At 69.6% G+C, this 25652-nt stretch carries 26 protein-coding genes; 14 read left to right on the top strand and 12 right to left on the bottom strand.

What is annotated here, in order from left to right; genetic code table 11:
* Window positions 1–59 precede the first annotated feature (59 nt).
* The 5 genes from Athai_RS30030 to Athai_RS30050 all read left to right on the top strand — a co-directional run bounded on the left by Athai_RS30030 (window position 60) and on the right by Athai_RS30050 (window position 4690).
* A complete protein-coding gene (locus tag Athai_RS30030; protein WP_203964599.1) occupies window positions 60–641 on the top strand; it encodes a MarR family winged helix-turn-helix transcriptional regulator in 582 nt (193 codons plus the stop codon).
* 1057 nt (window positions 642–1698) lie between these two features.
* The gene (locus Athai_RS30035; protein ID WP_239157257.1) at window positions 1699–2070 is read left to right on the top strand and encodes a plasmid stabilization protein; all 372 of its coding nucleotides are present in this window, start codon (window positions 1699–1701) and stop codon (window positions 2068–2070) included.
* Window positions 2071–2495: 425 nt separating this feature from the next.
* Window positions 2496–3050: an FAD-dependent oxidoreductase gene (locus Athai_RS34975; protein ID WP_203964600.1), complete on the top strand. Its 555-nt coding sequence runs from the start codon at window positions 2496–2498 to the stop codon at window positions 3048–3050.
* Window positions 3047–3676, top strand: a complete 630-nt coding sequence (locus Athai_RS34980; RefSeq protein ID WP_275422612.1) for an FAD-dependent oxidoreductase — start codon at window positions 3047–3049, stop codon at window positions 3674–3676. The genes Athai_RS34975 and Athai_RS34980 overlap by 4 nt, the downstream gene beginning before the upstream one ends.
* Before the next feature lie 87 nt (window positions 3677–3763).
* A complete protein-coding gene (locus Athai_RS30050) occupies window positions 3764–4690 on the top strand; it encodes an RNA polymerase sigma-70 factor (RefSeq protein WP_239157258.1) in 927 nt (308 codons plus the stop codon).
* A gap of 132 nt (window positions 4691–4822) precedes the next feature.
* On the opposite strand, the gene Athai_RS30055 is transcribed toward Athai_RS30050, so the two are convergent.
* Both Athai_RS30055 and Athai_RS30060 read right to left on the bottom strand, forming a co-directional pair.
* On the bottom strand, window positions 4823–5950 hold the full coding sequence (locus Athai_RS30055; protein WP_203964603.1) for a serine hydrolase domain-containing protein: 1128 nt from the start codon (window positions 5948–5950) through the stop codon (window positions 4823–4825).
* The gene (locus tag Athai_RS30060; RefSeq protein ID WP_203964604.1) at window positions 5947–6519 is read right to left on the bottom strand and encodes an NADPH-dependent FMN reductase; all 573 of its coding nucleotides are present in this window, start codon (window positions 6517–6519) and stop codon (window positions 5947–5949) included. Before Athai_RS30060 ends, Athai_RS30055 begins: the two co-directional genes overlap by 4 nt.
* A 128-nt stretch (window positions 6520–6647) precedes the next feature.
* Between Athai_RS30060 and Athai_RS30065 the strand changes: the two genes are divergently transcribed.
* A complete protein-coding gene (locus tag Athai_RS30065; protein ID WP_203964605.1) occupies window positions 6648–7358 on the top strand; it encodes a TetR/AcrR family transcriptional regulator in 711 nt (236 codons plus the stop codon).
* A gap of 234 nt (window positions 7359–7592) precedes the next feature.
* On the opposite strand, the gene Athai_RS30070 is transcribed toward Athai_RS30065, so the two are convergent.
* Window positions 7593–8546 (bottom strand): aldo/keto reductase, encoded by a 954-nt coding sequence (locus Athai_RS30070; RefSeq protein ID WP_203964606.1) that lies wholly within the window; start codon window positions 8544–8546, stop codon window positions 7593–7595.
* A 132-nt stretch (window positions 8547–8678) separates the two neighbouring features.
* Between Athai_RS30070 and Athai_RS30075 the strand changes: the two genes are divergently transcribed.
* On the top strand, window positions 8679–9674 hold the full coding sequence (locus tag Athai_RS30075; RefSeq protein ID WP_239157259.1) for a helix-turn-helix transcriptional regulator: 996 nt from the start codon (window positions 8679–8681) through the stop codon (window positions 9672–9674).
* Window positions 9675–10384: 710 nt separating this feature from the next.
* On the opposite strand, the gene Athai_RS30080 is transcribed toward Athai_RS30075, so the two are convergent.
* A complete protein-coding gene (locus Athai_RS30080) occupies window positions 10385–11023 on the bottom strand; it encodes a response regulator (protein ID WP_239157260.1) in 639 nt (212 codons plus the stop codon).
* Window positions 11024–11031: 8 nt separating this feature from the next.
* Entirely contained in the window at window positions 11032–12165 is a 1134-nt protein-coding gene (locus Athai_RS30085; RefSeq protein ID WP_203964608.1) for a sensor histidine kinase, read from the bottom strand.
* A gap of 133 nt (window positions 12166–12298) precedes the next feature.
* On the opposite strand from Athai_RS30085, the gene Athai_RS30090 reads away from it, so the two are divergent.
* The gene (locus tag Athai_RS30090) at window positions 12299–13000 is read left to right on the top strand and encodes a class I SAM-dependent methyltransferase (RefSeq protein ID WP_203964609.1); all 702 of its coding nucleotides are present in this window, start codon (window positions 12299–12301) and stop codon (window positions 12998–13000) included.
* Window positions 13001–13685: 685 nt separating this feature from the next.
* Here Athai_RS30090 and Athai_RS30095 read toward each other — a convergent pair.
* Window positions 13686–14375, bottom strand: coding sequence for a quinone oxidoreductase family protein (locus tag Athai_RS30095; RefSeq protein ID WP_203964610.1), 690 nt, complete (start codon window positions 14373–14375; stop codon window positions 13686–13688).
* A 333-nt stretch (window positions 14376–14708) separates the two neighbouring features.
* Here Athai_RS30095 and Athai_RS30100 point away from each other — a divergent pair, with 333 nt between their 5' ends.
* The 3 genes from Athai_RS30100 to Athai_RS30110 all read left to right on the top strand — a co-directional run bounded on the left by Athai_RS30100 (window position 14709) and on the right by Athai_RS30110 (window position 16535).
* Window positions 14709–15272 (top strand): TetR/AcrR family transcriptional regulator, encoded by a 564-nt coding sequence (locus Athai_RS30100; protein WP_203964611.1) that lies wholly within the window; start codon window positions 14709–14711, stop codon window positions 15270–15272.
* A 404-nt stretch (window positions 15273–15676) separates the two neighbouring features.
* Entirely contained in the window at window positions 15677–16045 is a 369-nt protein-coding gene (locus tag Athai_RS35420) for a helix-turn-helix domain-containing protein (RefSeq protein ID WP_420829854.1), read from the top strand.
* A 157-nt stretch (window positions 16046–16202) separates the two neighbouring features.
* On the top strand, window positions 16203–16535 hold the full coding sequence (locus tag Athai_RS30110) for a response regulator (protein WP_239157261.1): 333 nt from the start codon (window positions 16203–16205) through the stop codon (window positions 16533–16535).
* 29 nt (window positions 16536–16564) lie between these two features.
* Here the strand turns inward: Athai_RS30110 and Athai_RS30115 are convergent, their stop codons facing one another.
* The gene (locus Athai_RS30115) at window positions 16565–17209 is read right to left on the bottom strand and encodes a response regulator (protein ID WP_203966454.1); all 645 of its coding nucleotides are present in this window, start codon (window positions 17207–17209) and stop codon (window positions 16565–16567) included.
* Window positions 17210–17347: 138 nt separating this feature from the next.
* Between Athai_RS30115 and Athai_RS30120 the strand changes: the two genes are divergently transcribed.
* On the top strand, window positions 17348–19153 hold the full coding sequence (locus Athai_RS30120; RefSeq protein WP_203964614.1) for a CHASE3 domain-containing protein: 1806 nt from the start codon (window positions 17348–17350) through the stop codon (window positions 19151–19153).
* Between the two features lie 320 nt (window positions 19154–19473).
* A complete protein-coding gene (locus tag Athai_RS30125) occupies window positions 19474–20229 on the top strand; it encodes a hypothetical protein (protein ID WP_203964615.1) in 756 nt (251 codons plus the stop codon).
* 114 nt (window positions 20230–20343) lie between these two features.
* Here Athai_RS30125 and Athai_RS30130 read toward each other — a convergent pair whose 3' ends face one another.
* The 5 genes from Athai_RS30130 to Athai_RS30150 all read right to left on the bottom strand — a co-directional run bounded on the left by Athai_RS30130 (window position 20344) and on the right by Athai_RS30150 (window position 24521).
* Window positions 20344–20979 (bottom strand): flavin reductase family protein, encoded by a 636-nt coding sequence (locus tag Athai_RS30130; protein WP_203964616.1) that lies wholly within the window; start codon window positions 20977–20979, stop codon window positions 20344–20346.
* A 211-nt stretch (window positions 20980–21190) separates the two neighbouring features.
* Window positions 21191–21859 carry a rhomboid family intramembrane serine protease gene (locus Athai_RS30135; RefSeq protein WP_239157495.1) on the bottom strand — a complete coding sequence of 223 codons (669 nt, stop codon included), beginning with the start codon at window positions 21857–21859 and terminating at the stop codon, window positions 21191–21193.
* Window positions 21860–22261: 402 nt separating this feature from the next.
* Window positions 22262–22636 carry a carboxymuconolactone decarboxylase family protein gene (locus Athai_RS30140; protein WP_203964618.1) on the bottom strand — a complete coding sequence of 125 codons (375 nt, stop codon included), beginning with the start codon at window positions 22634–22636 and terminating at the stop codon, window positions 22262–22264.
* A gap of 44 nt (window positions 22637–22680) precedes the next feature.
* The gene (locus tag Athai_RS30145; RefSeq protein WP_203964619.1) at window positions 22681–23076 is read right to left on the bottom strand and encodes a DUF2255 family protein; all 396 of its coding nucleotides are present in this window, start codon (window positions 23074–23076) and stop codon (window positions 22681–22683) included.
* Between the two features lie 2 nt (window positions 23077–23078).
* A complete protein-coding gene (locus Athai_RS30150) occupies window positions 23079–24521 on the bottom strand; it encodes an MFS transporter (protein ID WP_239157262.1) in 1443 nt (480 codons plus the stop codon).
* A gap of 179 nt (window positions 24522–24700) precedes the next feature.
* Here Athai_RS30150 and Athai_RS30155 point away from each other — a divergent pair, with 179 nt between their 5' ends.
* Window positions 24701–25585, top strand: coding sequence for a helix-turn-helix transcriptional regulator (locus Athai_RS30155; RefSeq protein ID WP_239157263.1), 885 nt, complete (start codon window positions 24701–24703; stop codon window positions 25583–25585).
* Window positions 25586–25652: the final 67 nt, after the last annotated feature.

Consider the following 25652-nt stretch of genomic DNA (forward strand, 5'->3'; position numbering starts at 1 on the left):
TGTGACAACTCTAGCGCGCGAAGTTGGCGTGTCAACTTGAGTGTCGGTACGATTGCCGGATGGCCCGATCGGCAGCGCTGTCCCCCGAGGAATGGGAGTTCTGGGACAGGTGGATGACGGCGCAACGCCTGCTGGCCGGCGAGGTCGACCGCACCCTGCAGCGTGACTTCGGGATCTCGAAGGCCGAGTTCAGCGTCCTCGTGACCCTCCACCGGGCACCGGGCAACCGGCTACGCGTCACCGAACTCGCCGACTCCCTCGGCTGGGACAAGAGCCGGGTGGCGCACCAGCTCACCCGCATGGAGCGGCGCGGACTGCTCGACCGCACCGAGTCCGGCGCCGCCGGCCGCCGCACCGGCATCGGACTGACCGGGGACGGCCGGGACGTCGTGCAGCGCGCGATCAGCGGACATGCGCACACCATCCGGCGCCTCGCCCTCGACCCGCTCTCGCCCGACCAGGCGGCGGCGATCCGTGCCTGGAGCCGGCAGCTGATCGACCGTCTCGACCCGACCTCGCCCGACCCCACCCCCGGTGACTCGGGCGGGTCTGCCGGAGGGACCGGCGCGTCCCCGGCGACGTCCCCGGGCCGCAAGCGCCGCGACCGTGATCACCGGGGCTCCGTCACTCGCCACGGCTGAGCGTTCCACCGCGACCGTCGATGCCGTGCCGCCGCTCCGGCAGGCTGCCGGGCGAGCTGGACCGCCGGTCGTGGCCCGCTCATGGGGAGGAGGGCGTCGCCCCGTGGCCGGGTGACCCGCTCAACGCCGCCTCCCGTCGCCGGTCACCGTTCGTCGTCGTACTCCTCGTCCTCGTCGTACTCGTCGTCCCGGGAGCGGCGCCGCGGCTCCTCCTCGTCGTCGCGGTCCTCGTCTTCGGGGCCCTCGTCCTCAGTCCTGGCAGGCGGGCGCCGTCATGACGCCCTCCGCTGCGCCTTCCGACGGCGGAAACCAGCTCGTCGTGACGCATCGTGGACCTGCCTGGAACGTCCAGCTCCCGGGCCAGCTTGCGCGGCTCGTCGGTCTTGAGTGCAGACAGCTCGTCACGGCCTCCGCCGGCACCGCCGCGCGGTGCGCTACGACGGCCGCCGGATCGGCCGGAGCGACACCGGCTCCCGCCCTTGGTGGTCTCCCGCCGCCCCGACCGGTCGCCATCGCCGCGTTCGGACGATCGGTTGCGGCCGTTGGCACGGCGGTCGCCGCCGGTGCCCCCGCGCCCCCGACCGGACCGGCGCTCGCCGCCGGAACGTTCGACGCTGGCCCGCAGCGCGGACATCAGCTCGACGACCTTCGTGTCCGCCGGCGGCGCGGACTCGGCGACCACCTCCGAGCCGGGCCGTTTCGCCTCGACGAGTTCGGCACCGCGCTCGCCGTACGGGTTCACCAGGCCGAAGGACAGCGTCCCCGACCAGATCGGCCGTGCCATCGCGGTACCTCCTTCACCGCGCCGTCCGCTGCCTGGCAGGCAGTGCCGACCGGTCCGGCACGTACCAGCTGCGGTCCGGTGCGCGGGCAGCCGGTCGCCGGCCACCCCCTGACTGTTACCCGGTCGGGCACCGACATGCCTGCCACGCACGAATCCGCCGAGCCGACGCGGGCCGCCACGCCCACCCGGGCGTCGGCAACGTGTCACGGCGCCGCCGCTGGGTAGGCCAGGAACGGAAACTCGGACGCTGATCCACTCAGGAAGGAGGCTGTCATGCCACGGCAGACAGCTCGCAGGCAGCGTCGTGATCCACGCAGCCAGGACTGGGACAAGAAGTCGAACAGGCAGTACGAGGAGATCAAGTCCTCGCAGTTGGATCGCGGCGCGAGCACGGGCCGCGCCGAGGAGATCGCGGCGCGCACGGTCAACAAGAACCGCGCCCGCTCGGGTAAGGCCGATCAAGCCAGTGACGTGTCGCTTCGTGACGAATCTCCCCAGGAGCGCGGTGGGCGCCGCTCCGGGCGCGGCTACGGCCCGAGCGGCGGACCGACCAAGGCCCAGCTGTACAACGATGCGAAGAAGCGCAACATCAAGGGCCGCTCCAAGATGACCAAGAAGCAGTTGCAGAACGCTCTCGGCCGCTGAGCGGCCCCCGCCGCGAAACCCGAGCCCGAAGCGGGCTCGGCTTCGGGCTGGGCTTCGGGTTCGGCTTGGGGGCCTGCTTCGGGCTGTGGTTCGGGCTGGGGTTCGGGCTGGGGCCTGCTTCGGGCTGCGGCGAGGTGACCGCGCGGACCGTTCGACCGGTGCGGTGGGCCTCCGGCGTCGCGAGTCGCCATCCGACCCGCGACGCCGGAGGCATCAGGACGTTCGGCGGACGCGACAGCGGCGCGCCGCCCGGCGAAGCAGATCGGCCGCTCGTGGCGGCGAACAGCGAAGCGCTGGGGCGGCTCCGTGGCCCGGCACCAGACCCGCGGAGTGTGACTCAGGACACAACATGCGCCTGTCACGTCCGTCCAGGCTGCCCTGTCCCATGGCCGACCTCGACGAACGAGCCGCGCAGGGAGCACGACATGACCACCACCAGCCACGAGATCATCGTCCTCGGCGCCGGTTACGCCGGCCTGATCGCCACCGCCCGGCTGGCCCGGCACACCCGCAAGCTGAACACCCGGATCACGTTGGTGAACCCCTCCCCCCGCTTCGTCGAGCGGCTGCGCATGCACCAGGTCGCCGCGGGGCAGGAACTGACCGACTTCCAGATCCCGGAACTGCTGGCGGGCACCGGGGTGGAGTTCCGCCAGGCCGCCGCCACCGCCATCGATCCCGCCGCCCGCAGCGTCGTCCTCGATGACGGCACGATCCTGCGGTACGACCGGCTGGTCTATGCCCTCGGCAGCACCACCGACACCAGCCGCGTCCCCGGCGCGGCGGACCACGCCTGGACCCTCGACGATCCGCGGACGGCACACCACTTCGCGCAACGGTTGCCCGAGATCGCCGCCGCCGGCGGTGCGGTCACCGTGTGCGGCGGCGGGCTCACCGGAATCGAAGCTGCCGCCGAGATCGCCGAGGCGCATCCGGGGTGTCCGTCACACTGGTCAGCGCTACCGAACCCGGGTCCATGATGGGCGAGAAGGCCCGCGGCCACCTGAACCGCGTACTGGACCGGCTGGGTGTGGTGCGCGTGGTCGGGGTGAAGGTCACCAAGGTGCTGCCCGACGCCGTGCGGCTGGACAACGGCGAACTCCGGCAGTCGGATCTGACCCTGTGGACCACCGGCGTGCGGGTGTCCCCGCTCGCCGCCGAGGCCGGCATCCAGACCGACGAGAACGGGCTGGTGATCACCGATCCGACACTGCGTTCGGTGTCGCATCCGGAGATCCACGCCATCGGCGACGCCGCCCTGGTACGGCAGGCGTGGGGCCGGCTGCACGGCACCTGCCAGAGCGGGGTGGTCACCGCCGACTACACGGCCACCGTCATCGCCCGGCAGCTGCGCGGGAAGAAGGTGAAGCCGTTGCGCTTCGGCTACTTCCACCAGCCGGTGAGCCTGGGTCGTCGGGACGCGGTCATCCAGTTCACCAGGGCCGACGACACCCCCAGGCGCTGGTACCTCACGGGCAAGGCCGCGGCCATCTACAAGGAGCAGGTCAGCAGCACCCCGCCGGTGGCCGCGAAGCTGACCCGGTACGTGCAGCTGCCGGTGCAGCTGTCCAAGGGTGGCCGAGCGACCCGCCGGACGGCAGGATGATCCGAGCCCGAGCCGAGCCGGCGGACCACCCGGCCCACCGGCCCCGCCCGGGCTCAGCGGAAGCGCAGACCGGTGAGGATGACAGCCGTGCAGGACCACAGTGACCATCAGCCGTCGCCGGCGGCCGAGCCGAACGGCGCCTCGGTCGACACGTTCGTCGAACATCGTCGGCTGCTCTTCGGCACCGCCTACAACTTGCTGGGCAGCGTCGCCGACGCCGAGGACATCCTGCAGGAAGCGTGGCTGAAATGGGACTCCGTGGACCACGGTTCGGTGGCCCATCCCAAGGCCTACCTGGTGCGTACGGTCACCAACCTCGCCCTCAACCGCCTCACCTCCGCCCGAGCGAAGCGCGAAACGTACATCGGCCCATGGCTTCCCGAACCGCTCGTCACCGCCCCAAATGCCGCCGAGGAGACCGAGATGGCCGATACCGTGTCGACGGCAATGCTCGTCGTCCTCGAAACGCTGAGTCCCACGGAGCGAGCCGTATTCGTGTTACGCGAGGTGTTCGGCTTCTCGCACGCCGACATCGGTGGCTTCCTCGATCGCCCGGAGGCCACCGTCCGCCAGATCGCTCGCCGTGCCCGATCGCACGTGCAGGCCCGCCGCCCCCGGTTCGACGCCGACGATGCGGCGCGCAGCGAGATCACCGAGAAGTTCATCGCCGCCTGCCACGGCGGCGACCTCAACGCCCTGATGGCACTACTCGCCCCCGACGTGACCCTGTGGAACGACGGCGGCGGCATCGTCACCGCCGCCCGCCGCCCGCTGTACGGCCCCGACCACGTGGCCCGCTGGCTGCTCGGCGTGATGGCCAAACCGACCTCCGCCGATGTCCGGCTGGAACCGGCGGTGGTCAACGGCGAAGCCAGCATCGTCGGTGTCGTCGGCGACTACCGGATCGGCGCGTTGACCTACGACATTCACGAGGGCCGCATCGAGAACATCCGCTTCCAGGTCAACCCGGAAAAGCTCGGCGGAATCCAGGAAACGGGCGACCCCACGTCCTGACCCAGGTGGGTGCGGCGACTGCCGCAACGTGCCTCGCCAGGTGGGTGTCCCCGCGGGCACAGGGTCAGGAGTCGGCCGCCGTCGGCCCCGGGCGCTCGCCGGCGAGACACCCGGAGCCGGGCCAAGAACCGGTTACCGCTGGCCGCGGTCGGCGCGCCGGGCCGCGTGGACGGCCGCCAGGGCGAGTCGCTGGTTCTCCGGCGCGCCGCCACCGCCCCCGGCGACGAAGCGCCGACGGGTGTAGCCGTACGCGAGGCCCAGCTCGGCGTCGGCGAACCCGTGCGCGCCGATCGCGCCGCTGTGCCCCAGTGTGCGGGCGCCGAGGAACGGGTACCGCTGCGGCTGCGCCTCGAAGCCGAGCGCGAAGTGGTCCCGCTCGCCGGTGACCAGGTCCGTGCCGTGGCTGTGCACCCGCGCGAAACGTGCGACGGTCTGCTCGTGCAGCAGGGCCGGCCGGCCGTCCAGCCCGGTGACCGCCGCCGCGTAGAGCCCGGCGAGCCCCCGCGCCGAGCCGACTCCACCGGAGGACGCCGGCCCGAGTGCCCGCACCAACCGGGTGTTCCCGTACTCGACCAGGTCGGTGGGTGGCGTGGCGTGCTGGTTGAAGGCGATCGCGGTCAGGCTCGTCGGGTCCGACCCGGCGCCGGGCCGCGACTCGGTCGCCGGCTGGACCGGCACGTACCGCGGCTCCTCGGTCGCCGGCAGCCCCAGATGGAAGTCCAGCCCGAACGGTGCTCGCAGCTGCCGCTGGTAGTGCTGCTGGATCGTGTGGCCGGTGGCGCGGCGCACCACCTCGCCGGTGAGCGCACCGATGACGAACGCGTGGTAGCCGTAGGCGCGGCCGGGCCGCCAGTACGGGCGCTGCGATGCGAGCCGGTCGGCCAGCACCCGGTCGTCGGCCAACTCCTCGGTACGCAGTCCGCCGTCCACGCCGATGACCCCGGAACGGTGCGCGAGCAGGTCGCGCAGGGTCAGTTCCTCCTTGCCCTCACCGGTGAACTGCGGCCAGTACGACGACACGGTCCGGTCCAGGTCGAGCGCCCCGTGCTGGACCAGCCACGCGACGACCAGATGCGCGGCGCCCTTGGCGGTCGAGTACAGCGCGGTCAGCGCATCGGCAGCCATGCCCGCCGACAGGTCGACCACCAGCCGGCCGTACCGGTACACGGCGAGCTGGGCGCCGAGGCCGGGCTCGGCGGCGACGACCGCGGCGAACTGTTCCCGCACCGGCTCGTACCCGGCCGCGACGGTGCCGTTCACGCCCGGGCTCCGGTGGCCGCGATCCGGGCGGCGAGCGCGTCGAGCAGGTCTTCCAGCAGCCCGGCGGTGGTCTCGTCGGTCAGGTTGCCGGCCTCGTCGAACCGTTCGTGCGCGTGCGAGACCATCACTTCCGGTTTGCCGATCACGTCGCTGTCGGTCCAGACGAACACCTGGCGCAGCGCGAGTTGGGCACGGACGGTACCGAACCGGGTTGACGAGGCGCCCATGATCGCGATCGGTTTGCGTCGCAGCGGGAGACCGGCGTCGCCGGTCCAGTCGGTGCTCGCCCAGTCCAGAGCGTTCTTGAGCACCCCGGGGACACCGTAGTTGTACTCGGGGGTGGCGATCAGCAGCCCGTCGGCGTCCTGGATGCGCCGGCGCAGGTCGACGACCGGAGCGGGCCAGAGTTCGGGCACGTCGAGGTCGCGCTGGTAGGGCGGCAGGTCCGGCAACCCGGAGTAGACGCCGATGTCGAGGCCACCGGGCTGCAGTTTGCGCGCGGACGCAAGCAGCAGACCGTTGTACGAGCCGGCGCGCAGGCTGCCCGAGATGCCGAGGATGCTGGCCATGACCAAACCCTTCCCGTCAGGCGCCGGCACGTCAGCCGGCGATCGATCTGAACTGTACTGGACAGTACATATGAACTCAACAGTTCAGTTCAGTTCGTGCTAGGCTTCGCCCGGACGAGGGAGCGTCGATGACATCAACACCGCGACCAGCGCCCACCACGGCGCGGGCGCCGAGCGGCGACCGGGCCGCCCGCAAGCGGCAGGCGATCGTCAAGGCGGCACGCGCCGCGTTCGTGCGCGACGGCTTCGACATCGGGATGGACGCCATCGCCGCCGCGGCGGGCGTCTCCAAGGTCACCGTCTACAACCACTACGGCAGCAAGGAAGCCCTGTTCATCGCCGTCATCGGCGACGCGATGGAGGAGGCACTCGGCGACGTGGTGGCCGGTACCGCCCAACGGCTGGCCAACTCCGACGACCTCGCCGCGGCGCTGCGCTGGACCGGCCGCGCCTGGGTCGACAGCATGGCCCGGCCGGACATGCTCGCGCTACGTCACCTGGTCGTCAGCGAGGTCCGGCGCTTCCCCGACCTCGGCTCCGCCTGGGGCGAGCACGGCCCCGGCCGGGCCCGACCCGCGCTGGCCGCGGCGTTCCAACGACTCATCGACGCCGGGCGGCTGACCATGCCCGACATCGACGTCGCCATCATCCAGTTCTCCTCGCTGGTGCTCTACCCACACCTGATCCACAGCGCCTACGGAGCCCGCCTCGACAACCACACCACCGAACGGTTGATCGACTCCGGGGTCGACATGTTCCTCGCCTACTACAACTACCGCCCGTCCCACCACGACGGACGGCGCTCCCCGACCGGCGGCTCCAGCGGTACGGCCGGCTGACCGGTCGGCGCCACCAGCCAACGCCCCGTCCACGGCCCGGGGCTCACGCAGGCGCCCCGCACCCGCCGGACGATCTCGTCGAGTCGGACGCGGTCGACCTCGACCACGAAGTCGATGGCCGTCGGCCGTCGGCCGTTGGCCGTTGGGCGTTGGCCGTCGGGCGTTCGGCGTTCGGCGTTCGGCGTTCGGCGTTCGGCGTTCGGCGGAGCAGGGTCGCCTCCGACGCTGCCTCTCCTAGATGTCCTGCTCCCAGCTGCCACGCGTGTCGACGTCCGCGGCGTCCGCCAGCGCCTCCAGCTCCGCGATCTCGTCGTCGGCGAGCTCGATGTCCAGGGCTCGGGTCAGCCCGTCGATGTGCTCCGGCTTCGTCACGCCGATGATCGGGGTGGTCCCCTTGGCGATGGCCCAGGCGGTGGCGACCTCGGCAGCGGACGCGCCTCGGTCCTCGCCGACCGCCCGCATCCTGTCCGTCAGCGCCTGCAACTGGGGCAGGATGCCGTTGTACGCGGCCGCCCGGCTGCTGCCCGCCGGCAACGGATGGGCCGGGCCGTATCTGCCGGTCAGCGCCCCCTGCTCGAGGACCATGTAGGAGAAGAACCGCACGTCGTGCTGGCGGCAGTGATCGATGATGCCCGCTCGCTCGGAACCTCGGTACAGCAGGCTGTAGTGGTTCTGGACCGCCTCCACGCGGAAGCCGGCGTCGCCGAGGATCCGATCGGCGAGAGTGATCTCCGCCAGATTATGGTTCGAGACGCCGACATGCTTGATCCGGCCGCTGCGCAGCAGCGGTACCAGAAGCGGCGTCCAGCGGGCCACGTCGGCGGGGTTGTGGATCCAGTACAGATCCACCTGGTCCGTGCCCATCCGGACGAGGCTGCGCTGGAGCATGTCCGCGACCGGATCGTCGCCGTCGCCCGCGATTTGCGGGGTGAACTTCGTCGACAGTTGGTACCCGCCGCGGGCGTGGCCGTTCAGCGCCTGGCCGAGGACCGTCTCGGCGCGGCCCATGCCGTACACCGCGGCGGTGTCCCACAAGGTGAACCCGTACGACTGCGCCTTCGCCACGATCTCTCGCCGGCCGGCCGCGGTCAGCTGACTGCCGAAATGGCCGTCGCCCGCTTCGCCGCTGTCTCCCCAGGCCCACGTCCCCAGTGCCACCGCCGGCGCGGTGAGCGTCGTGCTCGTCATGATGTCCGCTACCTCCGTTGCGTGTTCGTCGCATGCAGCAGACCGCGATCGGCGCCACCGGAGAAGGTCGCGTTCATAGGGGGTACAGGCTCCACCCCCTTTGCGCTGTGACCAGCGGTTACGGTGAACGACATGGACCAGCAGTCCGGCAACCGCGACGAGATCCGGGACTTTCTTGCCAGCCGGCGCGCCAAGATCACCCCAGCGCAGGTCGGCCTGCCACCCGGCGGCCGTCGCCGGGTCGCCGGCCTGCGGCGTGAAGAGGTCGCCGCCCTCGCCGGCGTGAGCACGGAGTGGTACACGCGGCTGGAGAAAGGGCACATCGGTGGCGTGTCCGACGACGTCCTCGACGCGGTCGCTCGCGCCCTGCGACTGGACGACGACGAACGGACCTACCTGTTCGACCTGGCCCGGTCAGCACGGCCCGCGAGCCGCACGCCATCTCGCCGCCGGGACGCCGACGTCCCGCCCCCGGTGCGGTGGCTGCTGGACTCCATGACGATGTCCTCGGCCTTCGTACGCAACGGCCGCACGGACGTCGTCGCCAGCAACGCCCTGGCCCGCGCACTGTACGCGCCGATGTTCGCCAGCACCACCGTCGATCGGCGCGGCCGCCCCAACATCACCCGCTACATCTTCCTCGACCCCGGCGCACACGACTTCTTCGTCGATTGGGACGCCGCCGGCAATGCCACCGCGGCCCTCCTGCGCGCAGAAGCCGGGCGCGAACCCTACGACCGGGCGCTGCGCGCACTCATCGGCGAGCTGTGCACCCTCAGCCCCGAGTTCCGCGACCGGTGGGCCGCGCACGACGTCCTGGTTCGCCACAACGGCATCAAACGACTCCAGCACCCCGACGTCGGCCACCTGGAACTGACCTTCCAGTCCCTCGACCTGCCCCTGTCCCCCGAGCCGTACACGACCTGGTCACCTACACCGCCGAACCCGGCACCGCATCCGAAGAGCGGCTCAAACTCCTCGCCAGCTGGGCAGCCACGCGGCCTCCGACGACAGAGCCCGCCCACGACTCTCCCTGAGTCATCGATGCCCGGGTCCGAGATCGCCCAGGTCGCGGATGCTTCGCGCGATCACGCCGATACCCGCCGCGGACCGTACGACAATCGGTGATCATGGAGTGTGGCGTTCCTCTACAACGCCTCGAAGCTGCGCCGTCCGAAGAAGCACCGAGACGCTGCATGCCGAACTGGCTCCCACATCCAACCCGACCGCCGGGCCAGCTGCCTGCCCAGCAGCAACCTCCGCCGCCGTCTCCAACTCCGCCACGAATGATCCTTCCCGCCGAGACACCCGCCCCAGCATGCGCTGGCCTGGCCGAAGCTCTCGATCGTCACGTCCCTCGCCCTCCGGCACGGCACGCCGTTGGAACCGATCGTCGAGTATCTGCGGGACACCCGGTTCGAGCCCGCCGGCTGACCGACCCCACCCCGAGATGCCGGAGGCCAGCTCCCTGCTGGACTACTTCGCACGTCGACTGTCGATCGACTTCCCCCACCAGACCTGACCATTTCAGTCGGGTTGCCGAGTTGCCTGTCCGGTCGGAACTGGTCGTACACCGAAGGTTCGACGGGCGGCTTCACTGGACTTGTCCACGGCCTCCGGTAACCCTTTGCTGGACGGTCGGCCAGTGCAAGCAGCAGACTGTGCCTGTGGCGTGAGGGCGTCATGCTTCGGGTAGAGCTGGCCGAGCCCGGTGAAGAGTGTCGTCGGTCCGGAACGGGTGGCCGGCAGCGGGCGCCGGGGCCTGGGCGTCGCCGGGCATCCGCAGCGCCCACGCCTGGACGCACCAGGCTCCGCGACTGGTGATGCCGTGACATCGGTCAGCTGTCGATGTGGGCATCAACAGCGAGGAGCGCAGCCTGCACGCGGTTGGTAACGCCGAGGGTGCTCAGGATGCGGCTGACATGGGCCTTGACGGTGGCGTCCCGCATGCCGAGTCGCGCTGCGATGTCGTTGTTGGCGAGTCCGGTGGCCACCAGGGTCAGTACGTCGCGCTCGCGGGGGGTGAGGCGCGCGATCCGCTCCCGGGCTGCTGCGGTCTTGGGTTGGCTTTTGTGGTGGTAGCGATCGATGACGCGGCGCGCGGCGCGGGGGTGCAGCATCGCGGATCCGGCAGCGACGAGGTGCACGGCGCGGAGTATCTCGCTGGGGTCGGTGTCTTTGAGGAGGAAGCCGTCGGCGCCGGCGGCGAGGGCGTCGTAGACGTACTCGTCGAGGTCGAAGGTGGTCAACGTGATGACTCGTGGTGGATGCGCGAGGGCACGTAGCTGCGTGATCGCCGTGATCCCGTCCATGCGTGGCATCCGCACGTCGACTAGTGCGACGTCGACGCGGTGCAGGGTGGCCTGTTCGATCGCCGCGAGTCCATCGGCAGCCTGGGCGATGACATCGATGCCGTCGTCGGTGGTGAGCAGGTCAGCCAGTCCGAGGCGTACCAGCGCATCGTCGTCGACGATCATGGTTCGGATCATGGTGTGTCCTCGTGCTCGCTGTCGTGGTGTTGGGGAAGGCTCGCCGACAGGCGCCAGGTGCCCTGGCCGGCCGGGCCGACCTGCAGCGTCCCTCCCAACGCGGTGACCCGTTCTCGTAGACCCACCAGGCCGAAGCCGCTCGAGACCGCGGGGATGCCGGCGCGGCCGGCCTGGTTGGTGACCAGGACGCTGGCGTCCGGGGGAAGGTAATCGATGTGCACGTCGACAGGCGCGCCGTGGGCGTGCTTTCTGGCGTTGGTGAGCGCTTCCTGGACCAGCCGGTAGACGGCGAGTTGGTGCGCCGCGGGCACCTGGTCCGGCACTCCGCGCACGCATGCCTGAATCTGCTGGCCTCCGGTCCGTGCTTGTTCGATCACCTCTCCGACGTCGCGCAGGACGGGTGCGTGGGATCGGTCGGCGTCGGGGTCACGCAGCGCGCCGAGCACGTCTCGTAGATCCGCCAACGCTTCTGTGGAGGTGGTGCGCAGCACGGTGAGTCGGCTGGTGATCGAGTCCGGCAGGGAGGCCGATCGTGCGGCCAGGGCACCGCTGTGCAGGGCAATGAGACTGAGCCGGTGGGCCAACACGTCATGCATTTCGGCTGCGATGTGGGCGCGCTCCGCGGCCCTGGCGGCCTGCTCCCGCAACTGTCGTTCAAGGCGAAGGTGGTCAACCTCCAGGTTGAGGTCGGCGACAAGCTGACGACGTTTGCCAATCCACAGGCCGACGACGACCACCATGATCAGAAACAGGCTCGAACCGTACGGTTGCGGTGTCCACAGCGAGCTGGCAGGACGGGTCACGATGTTGGCTGCCAGCGCCAGCACAGCGCAGCCCGCGGCCAGCCAAGCGCGGCGGCGAGCGGACAGGTCGAACAGTGCCAGCAGCAGCAACGGAAGCAGCGGCCATCCCCACCAGCCTGCCGCGGCGGTGCCCAGCGCGGGGGCCACGGGCCAGGGCACCCTCGGCACCAGCAGCGCCACGCCGCACAGCAGGGCCGCAGCCGACGCCGGGGTCGCGTAGCGGCCGGTGAAGGTTGAGGAGCTGTTCTGCACGGCGGACAGGGTCAGCACAACCACCAGGACACCGCGACCGATCGCCGTCCGCCGGATACTGCCACGTGCGTTCACCCGGCGAGCCTAGACACCGGCCCGGTAGCTACATCGAGCGCCGTTCTGCCACGCCCACCCCCTACTTTGGTCGGCGCGGTTCACCGAAAATCGGCTGATTCCGTAGGAACCAGCCGTTCCTAGCGTCGAGGGCATGAACGATGTTGACCTGACCCCACGCGATCCATCTGCGTTCCGTGACGGGTGGATGTTCGTGCGCGAGGCGGCGCGAGACCTGCGCACAACCGGTGCCATCGCACCCAGCGGCAAGGCACTGTCATGGGCGTTGACGCAACCGGTACGCGCTCAGGCTTCCCGGCCTCTGTCCGTTTTGGAGGTCGGCGCGGGGACCGGTTCGGTCACTCGGGTCCTGATCGATGTCCTGTCGGCAGGAAGCCGCCTCGACGTCGTGGAAAGCAATCGGCGTTTCGCCGCCCGACTGCGGCGGCTGGTGGACGCTCATCCCCGGTTGGCGGCTCTGCCACACCAGGTCCAGATACATCAGGACTCGATCGAGCAGTTCGCGCCCGCCGACCGGTATGACGTGATCATCTCCGGTCTACCGATGAAGAACTTCAGCCCGCACCAGGTCGAACGGATCATGGACAAGTACCAGCAGCTGCTGCACCCCGGCGGCGTCCTCACCTACTTCGCCTACCGCGGTGCCCGGCATGCCCGGGTCCTCCTGGGATCGAGGCGAGAGTCACGCCGCCACGACGCCGTCGACCGACTAATGAACGACTATCAGCAGCGGTTGGCCATCACCACTCGCACCGTGTGGGCCAACCTTCCGCCCGCGGCCGTCTGGCAACTCCAGACGGCCGACGCTCCGGCACCGTCACCCGAATCACGCTGAAGGCTGCGCCTGGCAGTGAGCATCCCTCTAGCGGGCCAGATACCCCCCGACGCGATATGTGCAGTCCTCGTCGCGGTGATCCTCGCCGAATCGGTGCTGTTTATCGGCGCATTCGTCCCCACCTTCACCGTGCTTCCTCGGCACGGAAGCCGTCACCCAGCACAGCTCGCCCCGGCGCCCGTCACGAGCTGACCACGCCACGCCGGCCGGTCGTGCAGGTCCGTGGCTCGTTATGAGATCGGCCAGGGGCCTGCACGACTGCACGCGGGTCAGTCTCTCGGTGCGCTCTGTTCGCGCGGGGATCCGCTGTGCGTCGTTGCGATGCTACGTTTGGCCAGTTCGCGTTCCGCTCGGGACTGGTGGCGAATGATGCGGCCGAGCCTCATCGCGCCCTCGTGGTACCGCTCGTAGATCGTGTCGGCCGCGAGCCGCAGCCCGCCGCGGCGGCGCGCAGCGGGTCGACGGAGTCCGGTTGAGCGCGAGTCTCCGCGGAGATGATCCCTGCAAAAGCTCCCTCGCCGGCGAAGACCACCGCGCGCTTGTCAGCGAAATGATGAAAAAGGCCCGCCTGTTCAGGCCGGCCCGTTCGGCGATCTGGGACCGTCGGGCCGACCTCTCGCCACGTCGGTGACCGCGCCGCTGGACTGCCGGCCCCGCCGTTGTTCCGCCGCCGGGAACGCCGCTGTTAGCGGACGGTGAGGACGATCTTGCCGTCGATGCGGCGCTGGGTCAGGCGGCCGGCGGCGGTGGCGACCTGTGTCCAGGGCAGCGTCGCATCCAGCGGTACGTGCAGGCTCCCACGATCGACGAGGTCGGCGAGACGGGCGAGGATCGGGGCGCAATCGGCCGCCAGCACGTTACCCAGCCACAGCCCCACCAGCCGCGCGCCGCGCGTGCGGTTGAAGGCGTCGACATCGAAGCGGGTGGGCTGCTGGCTTCCGTTACCGAAACTGACGCAGACGCCGTCGGTGGTCAGCGCGGTGAGCGCCACCGCAAGCGAGTCGCCGCCGACCCCGTCGAGCACCACGTCGTACCCGGCGTCTGCCACGGCCTCCGGCACGGAACCGAAGACACCGTCGAGCCGCACGCCGTCGGCGGTGAGACGATCGACGAGATCGCTGCGGCGGCTCACCGCCGACACGCTGGCCCCGGCGTAGGTGGCAAGTTGGCAGGCGAACCTGCCCACGCCGCCGGCGGCGCCGGTGATCAGGACCCGTCGCCCGATCAACGGCCCGGCCGATTCCAGGGCCAGCAGCGCCGTGGTCGCCGCGACGGGCAGTGCGCTGGCTGCCTCGTCGGTGACTGCGTCGGGAATCCTCGCCAGCAGGCCCGGCCGCACGGCGATGCGTTCGGCCCAGGAACCGCGGGGCAGCACGACACCGAAGACCCGAGTACCCCGCGCCGGAGTATCGCCGACGGCGGCAGGTTGCTCGACGATCCCGGCGAAGTCCCAACCGGGTACGTAGGTGTCGTCGGCAGCCAGAGCGGTACGAGTCTCCCCGGCGTTCAGCGAGAACGCGGTCACCCGCACCAACGCCTCCTCGGGTGCGGGGATGGGCGACGGCACGTCGCCCAGGGCAAGTCCGGGGGTACTGCCCGGCACGGTGACGACAGCGCGCACGACACGGTCCCTTCATTTACGAGAACAGGGGTTACCGGTATAGCAACCTGGTATTACGGAAGTCAAGGCTTCCGTTAAGCTGGCGTCGTGACGGAGGACCGGACGCGAGGCAGACCGCGCGACCCGGCCGTCGACGAGGCGGCCCTGAGCGCAACGCTCACCCTGCTCGATGAGCACGGCTACGAGCGGCTGCACGTCGCCGACGTCGCCCGCGCCGCCGGTATCGGGCTCGGTTCGCTCTACCGGCGCTGGCCGACCAAACACGCGCTCGTGGTCGCGGCGCTGCGCGCCGCCGCCGAACACCGCACCACCGAGATCAACGGCGACCCCGTCGACGACCTGACCGCCCATCTCGTGTCGGTCGCGACCGCCATCGCCGAACGGGCCGCACCACTGCTGTCGGTCCTCCTGTCCGCGACCGGCTCCGATCTCGCCGCCGCCGTACGCGAGGCCAAGGTGGCGCCGATCCGCGCCGCCACCCGCGAACGGCTGCGCCCAATCGCCGACGAGGACATCGATCTGACCGCCCGGGCCGACGCCGGACTCGCGATGATACTGCTGCACCTGATGATCCACGGCGCACCGCCTGACGAGCAGCACATCCGGTCCCACATCCTGCCCATCATGACCACCGGCAGCGGCTCGACCTGACAGGTCCGCAGCCACTCGGGCCAGCACCACCGCTCCGCGCGCAGCGCCCCGTCGGCCACGGCTGGAGCGAGCCGGCGGCAGGCGGCCCGGACGGCCGGTGGTTGTGCGAACAACCCAACGCAGCTTCAGCGTGGACGCACTCGCTCCAGTACGCTCTCGACCCCGGTCTGGGGGTTCTCCGCTGCTTGTGCGAGCAACCTGCGTGCCTCGTCGGGCGCAGTGGTGGGTGGGATGATCGCGAGAAACGCAACTCCGCTGAACCGCACGCGGATCTCCAGGGATGGACGGCTGCGGCCGCTCGTCGCGAGGTCGGGATCTCGCGATCCACGAGCCGTAACTGGCGCAACGGGTTCAAGGTCTACCGCGACGGCATCGTGGTCGGGTTCGTCGCGTCGGTCGACCGAGTGGCAGTCTCCCCGATCAGCGCACGGTTCTTGTCCCAACAGGAACGGATCGAGATCGCCGACCTGCGCCAGGCCGGGTGGAGCGTGCGGGCGATTGCCGCGCAGCTGGACCGGTCGCCGTCTGCGGTGAGTCGAGAACTACGGGGCAATGGGCGCATCGACGGCCAGTACCGGCCGTTCGAAGCACACCACATAGCCGCAGCACGGCGCCGTCGACCACGTCGACCGCGGTGGACCCCAACACCGCAGCTGGAGGCGTTCCTGCTCGAGCACCTGCGTCAACCGTGGAGCCCGCAACAGATCAGTCGCGAGTTGCGTCTGAGGTTCTGTGCCCAGGCAGGAAGGCCCCGGCCGAGCCAGCTATCGTGACGCCGGAGCCCTCTGGCGCCAGGTAGCCAGCTCTCCGCAGAAGCGGGGGAAGCTCGGTGAATCTTGCCGGGGGCAAGGGCGGAAGAGTCCAGGTAGCCGGGATGCGTCGAGTTCCGCCCAGAGAGACGATCGCGGCATGGCACTACGCTGTGTGGTGGTGGACGACAGCGAGCAGTTCCTGCGGGCCGCAGCCAGGTTGCTTGGCAGGCAAGGGATCGATGTCGTGGGCATCGCACAGCATGGCGGCGAGGCCGTGGATCGGGTGGCCCGCCTGCGGCCGGATGTGGCGCTGGTGGACATCGACCTCGGCGAGGAGAGCGGGTTCGGCGTTGCTGACAGGTTGAGCCGCACTGCCGGGCAGCTCGCAGTGATCATGATCTCCGGCCACGGTGGCGCTGACTTCGAAGAGGTTCTCGCGAACAGTCCGGCCGTCGGGTTCCTGGACAAGTCAGATCTGTCGGCCGATGGCATTCGGCGCCTGCTGCGATGAGTGGTTTCCGGGGTGTCGCGGTGAGCGGTTCACCGAGCCTCCAGAAAGGCGATGACCGCAAGCACTCGTCGGTGATCGTCATCGGTTTCCGGCAGATCCAGCTTGTTCAAGATGCTGCGGACATGCTTCTCGACGGTGCCTTCGCTGATCCACAGCCGGTGCGCGATACCGGCGTTGGATCGCCCTTCGGCCATGAGGGCCAGCACTTCCTTTTCCCGGGACGTCAACTCAGTGAGCCGGTCGTCTCGTCGATGTGCGGTGACGAGTTCCTGTACCAGCGCCGGGTCGACCGCTGAACTGCCGTGCGCTACCCGGTGCAGTGTGTCGACGAACTCCTGGACATCGGTGACCCGGCTCTTGAGCAGGTAACCGATGCCTCCGCCGCTGGTGAGAAGGTCGGTTGCATGCGTCAGTTCGACATACGCTGACAGTACGAGCACGTTGACCTGCGGGAACTGCCGACGGATCTGCTGGGCAGCGTCGAGGCCTTCCGTGGTGTGAGTAGGTGGCATGCGAATGTCGGTAATGACCAGATCCGGCAGTTGTGCCGCAGCTGACTGCAGAAGCTGGGTGGCGTCGGATACCTGCGCCACCACTGCGAAGCCGGACCGTTCCAGCAGGCTGGCGATGCTCTCGCGCAGCAGGATGTCGTCGTCGGCGATGATCACCCGCAGTCGCGCTTCGTCCCGCGGGCCGGGGACCTTGGGTGCGGCGCTCACCTCCGTCACGATATCGGGGCGGGTGCTGGGGGCGCTTCCGCTGAACCGGCAGAGTCGACACGAGCCGCCGGCCGATCCTGGGGAGCGGGCTTCGTGCGCCGCGGGCTGACCCGTCGTATCGCTTCCGCGAGCACGATGCTGGCGGCGATCATCGGCGGGCTCTTCGCGGTGTTGGTTTTCGCGATCGCCGACGACCGCGAGACGGCGCGGCTTGCCTTGCGCACCCAGCAGACTCTGGCCAACGCCAACCAGCTTGAACGTTTACTGGTCGACATCGAAACCGGTGAGCGCGGCTATCTACTGACCGGCGAGCAACGATTTCTGGTGCCGTGGACCGCCGCCCGACGCCAGGTGCCCGCCGTCGGCCGCGACCTGGTGCAGTCCACCGCCGTGCCCGAGCAGCGACAGCGGGCGAGGAGCCTCGTCGAGGGTGTCGAAGCGTATATCGCAGACTATTCGGTCCCGCTGGTGCAGGCGGTCCGCGCCGGTGAGCCGATGGCGCGCAGTGCCGATGGGCTCGATGAGCGAAGGCAGCAGATCGATTCGATTCGCGAGCAGTTCACCCAGTTCGACACCTCCGAGCGGCAGCTCGCTGCAGAGCGCGACGCGGATGCGCGGCGGACTGTGCTGTGGGCTTTGGGGGGTGCCGTCGCAGGCACGATCGTGTCGGTGGTGTTGATCGCGGTGTTCGCTGTCTATGTCGTGCGGTACCTGATTCGCCCGGTGCGGCACGCCGCGCGGATATCAGCGACCCTGGCCGGTGGCGACCTGGCCGTTCGGATGCCGGAGACCGGGCCGGGGGAGGTCGGTGAACTCGAACGGGCCTTCAACACGATGGGACGCTCCCTGGAACGAGGCCGCGATCGGCTGTCCCGGTTCGGCGCGGAGCAAGCCGCGCTGCGCCGGGTCGCCACCCTCGTGGCGCGCGGCGTCGCCCAGCAGGATCTGTTCACCGCGGTGACCGCCGAGGTCGGAAGCCTGTTGAAGGTCGACGGAACTCGGCTCCAGCAGTACCGGGCGGACGGCTCGGTCGTCACACTGGCAGTCTGGGCCGCGGCAGACGCGGCGCCGATGCTGATCGGCGATGATGCTTCGGCCGGCACGGCAGAGTTTCGCTCTTCGGTCTCGGTGCCGATCACCGTCGAGGGCCGGCTCTGGGGCCAGATGACTGCTCTGTCGACAAAGGACGAAGACATGGCAGCGCGGGTCGAGTCTCATTTCGCCGATTTCACCGACCTGGTCGCGATCGCGATCGCCAACGGGCAAGCCCGGGCCGAACTGCTCGCGTCCCGTGCCCGCGTCGTGGCGGCCACCGACCAGGCACGGCACCAGATCGAACGCGACCTGCATGATGGCGTCCAGCAGCAGCTGGTGTCGCTGGCGCTGGACCTACGCGTCGCCGAGGCGGACGTGCCGCCCGAGGCGGAGTCGTTGCGCAACGACCTGCAGGAGATCGCCGACGGGCTCGGCCGGGTACTTGTGGACCTGCGCGAGTTGTCTCGGGGAATCCATCCCGCGATCCTGTCCGAGGCCGGCCTGCCCGCGGCGTTACGTGCCCTGGCACGTCGATCCCGCCTTCCGGTCGAACTGGACATCGGCATAGAGTCCCGGTTGCCGCAGCAGGTCGAGGTCACTGCCTACTTCGTCGCCGCCGAAGCACTGGCAAACGCCGCCAAGTACGCTCAAGCCCGCACCATCTGGATTCGTGCGGCGATCCGAGAGGGCCAACTCGTGCTGACGATCGGCGACGACGGTGTCGGCGGCGCCGACCCGGCCCGCGGGTCTGGGCTGATCGGGCTCGCCGATCGGGTGGCGGCATCGGCAGGTACGGTGAGCGTTCGCAGCCCCCGCGACGGCGGCACCGAGATCACCGCCACGCTGCCCGTGCCACTGCAGTAGGCCGCCTCCGCTCCGGTGCCGGCGTGCCCGGTCTGCCAGCTAGCCGGTAGGCACAGATGGTCGCTGGCCATGGTGACGGGGCACCTGCCGCGCGGGAAGACTGCGTAGTAACCACACACGATCGCATGTGGTGGGCACTGGCCCGGGAGGCATCGACCCACTGTCCTGACGGCCAGCATGCACCAACGGCAGCCGCGGGATCTCGACAGCGCCGTCAGGCCGGGCTACCACGCCCAACCATCGGCGGTCGCTCAGATCTCGTGTGGGCGCGGCCGTCCGGCTGCCGCGTCCACACGCTCCACCAAAGGTGGGCGGACCAGATGAACCGGGCAGTAGCGGTGACAGGCGATGATCGGCAGGTACCACCAGCACCGGTCGCCGACGCCTCGTGGCAGCCGATGAACCAGCACCTGAACGGCCCCGGATACCTCGTCATGCTGCAACCCGAGCACCGAGCCACCGGCACGAACGATGCCCTGTACTGGTGTGGCCATGCCCGGTGGGACTGCTTCGTCAACGCCCTGTCCTACCGCGACCCGCACACCGGGGCGGTGTCGCCGGCCGAGGTCGCCGTCTACCCGACCGTTCCTGACGCGCTGCATGCTTGGCGCCACTTCGTGGCGGACCGGCGGGCACGGCGGCTGGCGCCGCCCGCCGGCTGTGTCGAGATCACCGAGCTCGGGGCGGTCGAGGACCCGACGGCGCGTCCATCCCGGCCGGCACGCAGTCCACGATCAAAACAGGCTCTGCCGGCGAAGGACGCATCAGCATCGGGCCCGATCGCCAGTGAGGCACTGTTCGCATCCGAGGTCCAGTTCTCTCGGCGACTCGCCGCCGCTGAGATCACCGAAACCATCCACCGTATGCTGCGTCAGCTCGGGCGCCGGGGCTGCACCGAACGGGTTGCCCAGGAATTCGGCGATCACCCGGAACTCGCCGTGCAACGGATGCGCGACGTCAACGCCGCGATCGCGCGCTGCACGCCATCCGACCCCACCCCACCCCCGGTTGTGGCGTGTGGGGACTCGACCACCCCCCGCCGAGTCCCCACACGCCTCGACACTCAGGCATTCTGATCCTCTCGGACGATCGCTGCGCCCACCGGAGATGTCGACTTCTCCATGGCGGCTGGCATCGGCGCCGTGTGCCAGGTGGTCAGGCGCCGGGCGGGGCGATCAACCACGGCCGGCTCACACAGCGGCCGGATCGAGTCGATGCGGCATGGTCCAGCCCTCAGCGAGCCTGGATGGATGAACGTTGTCCCCGCCACCAAAGAACTCGCAGAACTTCATGATCAGCGGATCCCAGCCGAGCGGGTCCACATGGTGCGTGCCGGGGATCACCAGGCTTTGCTCGACGTGGGCGCGCAGGACGTTGACCTCGAAGACGGTGGCGTTCGAGCCGCTGGCGAACGGATGCACCGCAATGACCTTGCACTCCAGCTGGATGGGGCACTCCGCGACGCGCGGGGGCGCGACCAGTTCCGAGGGTTGTTCCGTCAGACCGGCTACGGAGAACTTGTTCGGCTCGTACCGGTAACCCTGCTGCCGCTTGTGGTCCGAAACCACCGACTTCCCGGTGGTCAGCGCGAGCCGATCGACGGCATCGACCATCGACGACGACGGCAGGTTGAGCACACACTCGCGTTCGCGCAGCAGGTTCGCGGTGGTCTGGCCGCTGTTGCCCAGACCGAGCACCCCAGACTGGTTGAGCCACCAAGCCGAAGACATCGGGGCAAGATTTGCGGTTCCGTCCTCGTTGCGCGAGCTGATCAGCACCACCGGGGTGCCGAAGTACAGCACCTTGAGCCCGGGAACGACGTGCATCGTTACACCTTTCACGGATCCAGATGGAGAAGGCGGGCGATCGCGAGCACGATCCCTGGTCGAGTCTGCTGGAGGCACCCGAAGCGCTGCCGGCGGGAATCAGACCTTGCGTTTCCACCAGTCGCGTCGGGGCAGACGGCGGCGCAGCCGGTTCCCGACCATGACGTAGACGTGTGGCCGCCGCCGAGCGCTGGTCGCTCGGTAGCGTCGGCTATGCCGTGACGACACCGTGGTCCGTGACACGGGCACTGTCTCGAGCGTGGCCAGCGACCGGGAATGCGTAGATGGCGCCGAGTAGGCAGCCCGCGAGCACACCGACCCCGTGATTGTTGGTGACCGTGCACAGCACCACGCCCGCGGCAGGCACGAGCAGCAGTATCCAGCGCGCCAGCTCGCGTCGACGCAACAGGTACCAGACGCTCAGCGCGCCGACCAGGCCGCAGATGGCCACCGAGTCTCCCCCGCCGGTGGACGACCAGCCGGCGTACATGCTCACCGCCTGCGCGGCCACCCCGCTCACGACGAAGGCCACCAGCATCCGCGGCGTGCCGAACACCCGGACGCTCGCAGGCGCGACCACGATCAGGGCAGCAAGATTGAACAGCAGTTGCACCCATCCTGACGTCTGGACCAGAAGTGCGGTACCGCATCGCCACCAGCCGCCGCCAGGCTGCCGTTCCAGAGCTGTCAGCACATGCGGAGACGCCGTCTGTACGATCGCCATCCCGGTGAACAGCACGACCAGCGCCAATGCCGCGATCGGTACCGGGCGGCGCCAGAGGCGGCGGAGCACGTCGATCGGGTGGCTGCCGGACACCAACCGCTGGATCAGCAACCAGCCGGGCGCGACCACCGCCGCGGCACACATGTACTTGACCATCGTCACCGCACCCACCATCCGTGCTCGCCCTTCAACGATGGCCAGTCTCCTGGAAATGCGGCATCGTCAGGCAGATCCGAAAGTCGCCGACCCGGCAGGACAAATGTCATCGGCCGCCCGGGCCCACTCCAGCCCGCTGCTCGCGGCACGCGTCATTCGACGGCCGGATCCCAGCCGAGCGGGTCCACATGGTGCGCTTCCAGGATCACCGGACCCGCCTGGATGGGAGTGTCCGGAACTTCCCGACAGGCCGGCTTTCGGCATGCGCCGGGCTGCTTCCGGCCGGGGGCAAGCTGGACGATCGAGCTCGCCGGAGCAGTGAATGCGGCGCCGGAGAAGGGCCAAGTCCAATCGACGATCTCTGGCGCTGGTGTCAGCCGGGCGGCTGAAGTTGCGGTGTGGTCAGCCGCGTGAGCCGGCGGCGCTATCGTCGCCGAGGAGTTGCTTGGCGACGGTCATGGCGCTCATGCCGTTGGGCCAGCCGGCGTAGAAGGCGAGGTGGGTGATGGCTTCGATCAGTTCGGCTGTGGTGACGCCGTTGGTGCGGGCGAAGCCGATGTGGAACTGCAGTTGGTCGGTCTTGCCCAGCGCGGTGAGCGCGGCGACGGTGATGAGGCTGCGGTCGCGCTTGGACAGGCCGTCTCGTTCCCACACCTCGTCGAACAGGACCTTGTCGGTGTAGTGGACCATCGCCGGCGCGAAGCCGCAGAACGCGTTCTGTCCGCCGGTCCAGCCGCTCTGCTGATCGTCGTTGCCGGTGTTCTGCTGGTCGGTCATGGTGTCGTCCTCCTCGTGTCGGGTTTGGTGACTGGTGGTCGTGACTATTGGTCGCCTGCTGGGTCGAGGCGCACGGTGGCGGCGGTGGCCCGTTCGGCGAGCATGGGTTTCAGGTAGGTGTCGCCGTAGCGGGCGTACTTGTTCTGGTAGGCCTGGCTGATCGCGTCCAGCAGCCCGTGTTCGCCTGGTCCGACCTGCGTGAACGTGACGTTGGCCTGGTGGCCGCCCGCGCGGATCGCTCCGGTGTGCCGGCTGCCGCCGGCGATGGCGTGGCGGTACCAGGCGCCGGCGGTTCCGCGGTAAGAGCGGATGTAGAGGGCGCCGTCGACGGAGACGAGCCAGATGGGCACGAAACTGCGCAGTGAGCCGTCAGAGCGTCGGGTGCTGATCTCGATCTCGTCAGCGCTTCGGAATTGTTCGATGTCGGGTGTGGTCGTCACAGCTACTCCTTTGAGGTTGCGGGCGTCGCGGTGGCGGGCAGGAACAGGGCCAGCACGGTGGTGGCGGCGAGGACGGCAGCGGCGATCAGCAGGCTGGTGTGCACGCCGGTCACGACCGTGGTGGGCTTGCTGAGCAGGCCACCGAACACGGCGATGGCAAGCGCTCCGCCGATCTGGCGGCTGGTGTTGAACACCCCGGAGGCGACGCCGGCCTTCTCGTGGTCGACGGCGTCGAGCAGAACCGCGGTGGCGGGCGGGGACACGGTAGGACCGCCGAGTCCGACCAGCACCATCAGCCCAGCCAGCAGCCACAGCGAGGTCGTGGCCGGTAGCGTCCCGATCGCGGCCAGGCCGGCGGTCATGAGAAGCAGCCCGGCCACGATCAGCATCTTGCGGCCGATGCGTTCACCGATGCGTGCCGACAACGGGGTGAGCGCGAGCCCGATGAGCATCATCGGCAGGAACACGATTCCCGTGGCCAGCGCGGACAGGCCGCGGTGTTGCTGCAGGAACAGGCTGATCACGAACGGCAGCCCGTAGTAGCCGACCATGAACGCGAGCCCGCTGGCGACGGTGATCACGACCGTGCGGGACCGGAACAGGGTCAGCGGCACCATCGGATGGGCAACGACCTGCTGGGCGCGGATGAACCCGGCGAGCGCGACCACCGCGAGGCCGAACGCTGCGAGGACGGCTGGGTTGGCGAAGCCTCGCGAACCGGCTTCGATCGCTGCGAAGGTCAGCGCGCTCATGCCCAACACGCCGGTGAGTTGGCCGGCCAGGTCGAACGGCGCCGGCCGCGGTGTCGAGGGCCGGGTTCTGGCCAGTAGCAGCAGCGCGGTCGCGCCGACCGGGACGTTGACGAAGAAGATCAGCCGCCAGTCGACCAGGTTGAGCACGCCGCCGAGTAACGGACCGGACGAGGAGGCGATGGCGCCGCCCATGGCCCAGATCCCGACCGCACGGCCGCGAGTCCTCGCATCGGAGTAGGCCTGGCGAATCAGTGCCATCGATGCCGGCATCATCGCCGCGGCGGCGCTGCCCTGCGCGAACCGCGCTCCGATCAAGCACGCGAGAGTAGGGGCGAGCCCGCAGGCGACCGAGGCCATCACGAACACGACCAGTCCGGCACCGAACGCCCGTTTGGCGCCCAGACGGTCGGACAGCGATCCGGCCGACAGCAGCAGGGCGGCAAACATCAGCGTGTACCCGTCGACGACCCACTGCAGCCCAGCCACCCCGCCGCCAAGGTCATCGCGGATGGTCGGCAGGGTCACGTTCACCACGACCGCATCGAGGGTGACGACGAAGAAGCCCAGCAGCGCCGCGGTCAACGCCGCGCTGGCATGCTGCCGTTCCCGACGCACAGCTGGTCTGGTCGCGGCACTGTCGGACACCGAGGCCGGCATCTGGTGGGCGGCGGTCGTGCGGCTGCTGGTGGTCACGCGATCCAGACAACCCCGGCTCGAGCCCGGGTGGGAGGGCGAGATAGAGGGGGTACAAGTTCAACCTCCCACAGCCCGGACAAGCTCGTAGCGTGGACCCCATGCCAGAGCGATCAACCGACCGAGGCGGCGCACGAGCGGGTGACAAGACTACGGGCAGGGCCGCGATCCGGGACTTCTTGGCCACCCGCCGCGCCAAGCTCAGCCCCGAGCAGGTGGGCCTGCCCCATGCCGGCCACCGCCGCGTACCGGGGCTGCGGCGGGAAGAGGTCGCCGTCATCGCCGGCGTCAGCCCCGATTGGTACAACCGGCTGGAGAAGGGACACATCTCGGGCGTCTCCGACGATGTACTCGACGCGGTGGCGCGGGCGCTGCAACTCGACGAGGCCGAACGCCAGCACCTGTTCAACCTCGCCCGCGCAGCCAAACCGGCCCGCAACCCACCCCGCCGGGTCCGGACACCCGTACCGGCCAGCGTGCAGCGCGTGCTGGACTCCATGAGCGGCACCGCCGCGTTCGTGCGCAACGGCCGCCTGGACATCCTGGCCAGCAACATCCTCGGCCGGGCCCTGTACTCACCCGTGCTCGACCAGCCCGCGCACCGCGCCAACATCGCCCGCTTCGACTTCCTCGACCCCCGCGCCGGCGACTACTACCCCGACTACGACGGGGCCCTCGCGGTGGCTGTCGCCCTGCTGCGCACCGAAGCCGGCCGCAACCCCCACGACCCCGACCTCACCGCACTCATCGGTGAGCTCGCCACCCAATCCGAGGCGTTCCGCACCCGGTGGGGCGCCCACGACGTGCGGCTGCACCGCGGCGGTATCAAGACGTTCAACCACCCCGCCGTCGGACACCTGGAACTGGCCTACGACTCGATGGAACTCGTCGCCGCCCCCGGCCTCGTGCTCACCGCCTACACCGCCAAACCTGCCACCGCCTCCGCCGACAACCTCGCGCTGCTGGCGACCTGGGCCGCCACCGAGGCCCAAGCACAGGCTGGCTCGGCATCTGACCGACGCGACATCACCGGCCATCCCGAATCGCACACCGTGACCGACTGACCCGCGACCCATGGCCAACCGCCACCACGCCAGCGACCAATCCTGCGCCCGGTGGCAGATCATCCAG

Origin of the sequence: Actinocatenispora thailandica, assembly GCF_016865425.1 — a bacterium.
GTDB lineage: Bacteria > Actinomycetota > Actinomycetes > Mycobacteriales > Micromonosporaceae > Actinocatenispora > Actinocatenispora thailandica.

What these genes read in the sequence shown, in the direction of transcription:
- Athai_RS30030 (WP_203964599.1), top strand. Translation starts at nt 60, where the DNA reads ATGGCCCGATCGGCAGCGCTGTCCCCCGAGGAATGGGAGTTCTGGGAC.
- Athai_RS30035 (WP_239157257.1), top strand. Translation starts at nt 1,699, where the DNA reads ATGCCACGGCAGACAGCTCGCAGGCAGCGTCGTGATCCACGCAGCCAG.
- Athai_RS34975 (WP_203964600.1), top strand. Translation starts at nt 2,496, where the DNA reads ATGACCACCACCAGCCACGAGATCATCGTCCTCGGCGCCGGTTACGCC.
- Athai_RS34980 (WP_275422612.1), top strand. Translation starts at nt 3,047, where the DNA reads ATGATGGGCGAGAAGGCCCGCGGCCACCTGAACCGCGTACTGGACCGG.
- Athai_RS30060 (WP_203964604.1), bottom strand. Translation starts at nt 6,519, where the DNA reads ATGGCCAGCATCCTCGGCATCTCGGGCAGCCTGCGCGCCGGCTCGTAC.
- Athai_RS30065 (WP_203964605.1), top strand. Translation starts at nt 6,648, where the DNA reads ATGACATCAACACCGCGACCAGCGCCCACCACGGCGCGGGCGCCGAGC.
- Athai_RS30070 (WP_203964606.1), bottom strand. Translation starts at nt 8,546, where the DNA reads ATGACGAGCACGACGCTCACCGCGCCGGCGGTGGCACTGGGGACGTGG.
- Athai_RS30075 (WP_239157259.1), top strand. Translation starts at nt 8,679, where the DNA reads ATGGACCAGCAGTCCGGCAACCGCGACGAGATCCGGGACTTTCTTGCC.
- Athai_RS30080 (WP_239157260.1), bottom strand. Translation starts at nt 11,023, where the DNA reads ATGATCGTCGACGACGATGCGCTGGTACGCCTCGGACTGGCTGACCTG.
- Athai_RS30090 (WP_203964609.1), top strand. Translation starts at nt 12,299, where the DNA reads ATGAACGATGTTGACCTGACCCCACGCGATCCATCTGCGTTCCGTGAC.
- Athai_RS30125 (WP_203964615.1), top strand. Translation starts at nt 19,474, where the DNA reads ATGAACCGGGCAGTAGCGGTGACAGGCGATGATCGGCAGGTACCACCA.
- Athai_RS30130 (WP_203964616.1), bottom strand. Translation starts at nt 20,979, where the DNA reads ATGCACGTCGTTCCCGGGCTCAAGGTGCTGTACTTCGGCACCCCGGTG.
- Athai_RS30135 (WP_239157495.1), bottom strand. Translation starts at nt 21,859, where the DNA reads ATGGTCAAGTACATGTGTGCCGCGGCGGTGGTCGCGCCCGGCTGGTTG.
- Athai_RS30140 (WP_203964618.1), bottom strand. Translation starts at nt 22,636, where the DNA reads ATGACCGACCAGCAGAACACCGGCAACGACGATCAGCAGAGCGGCTGG.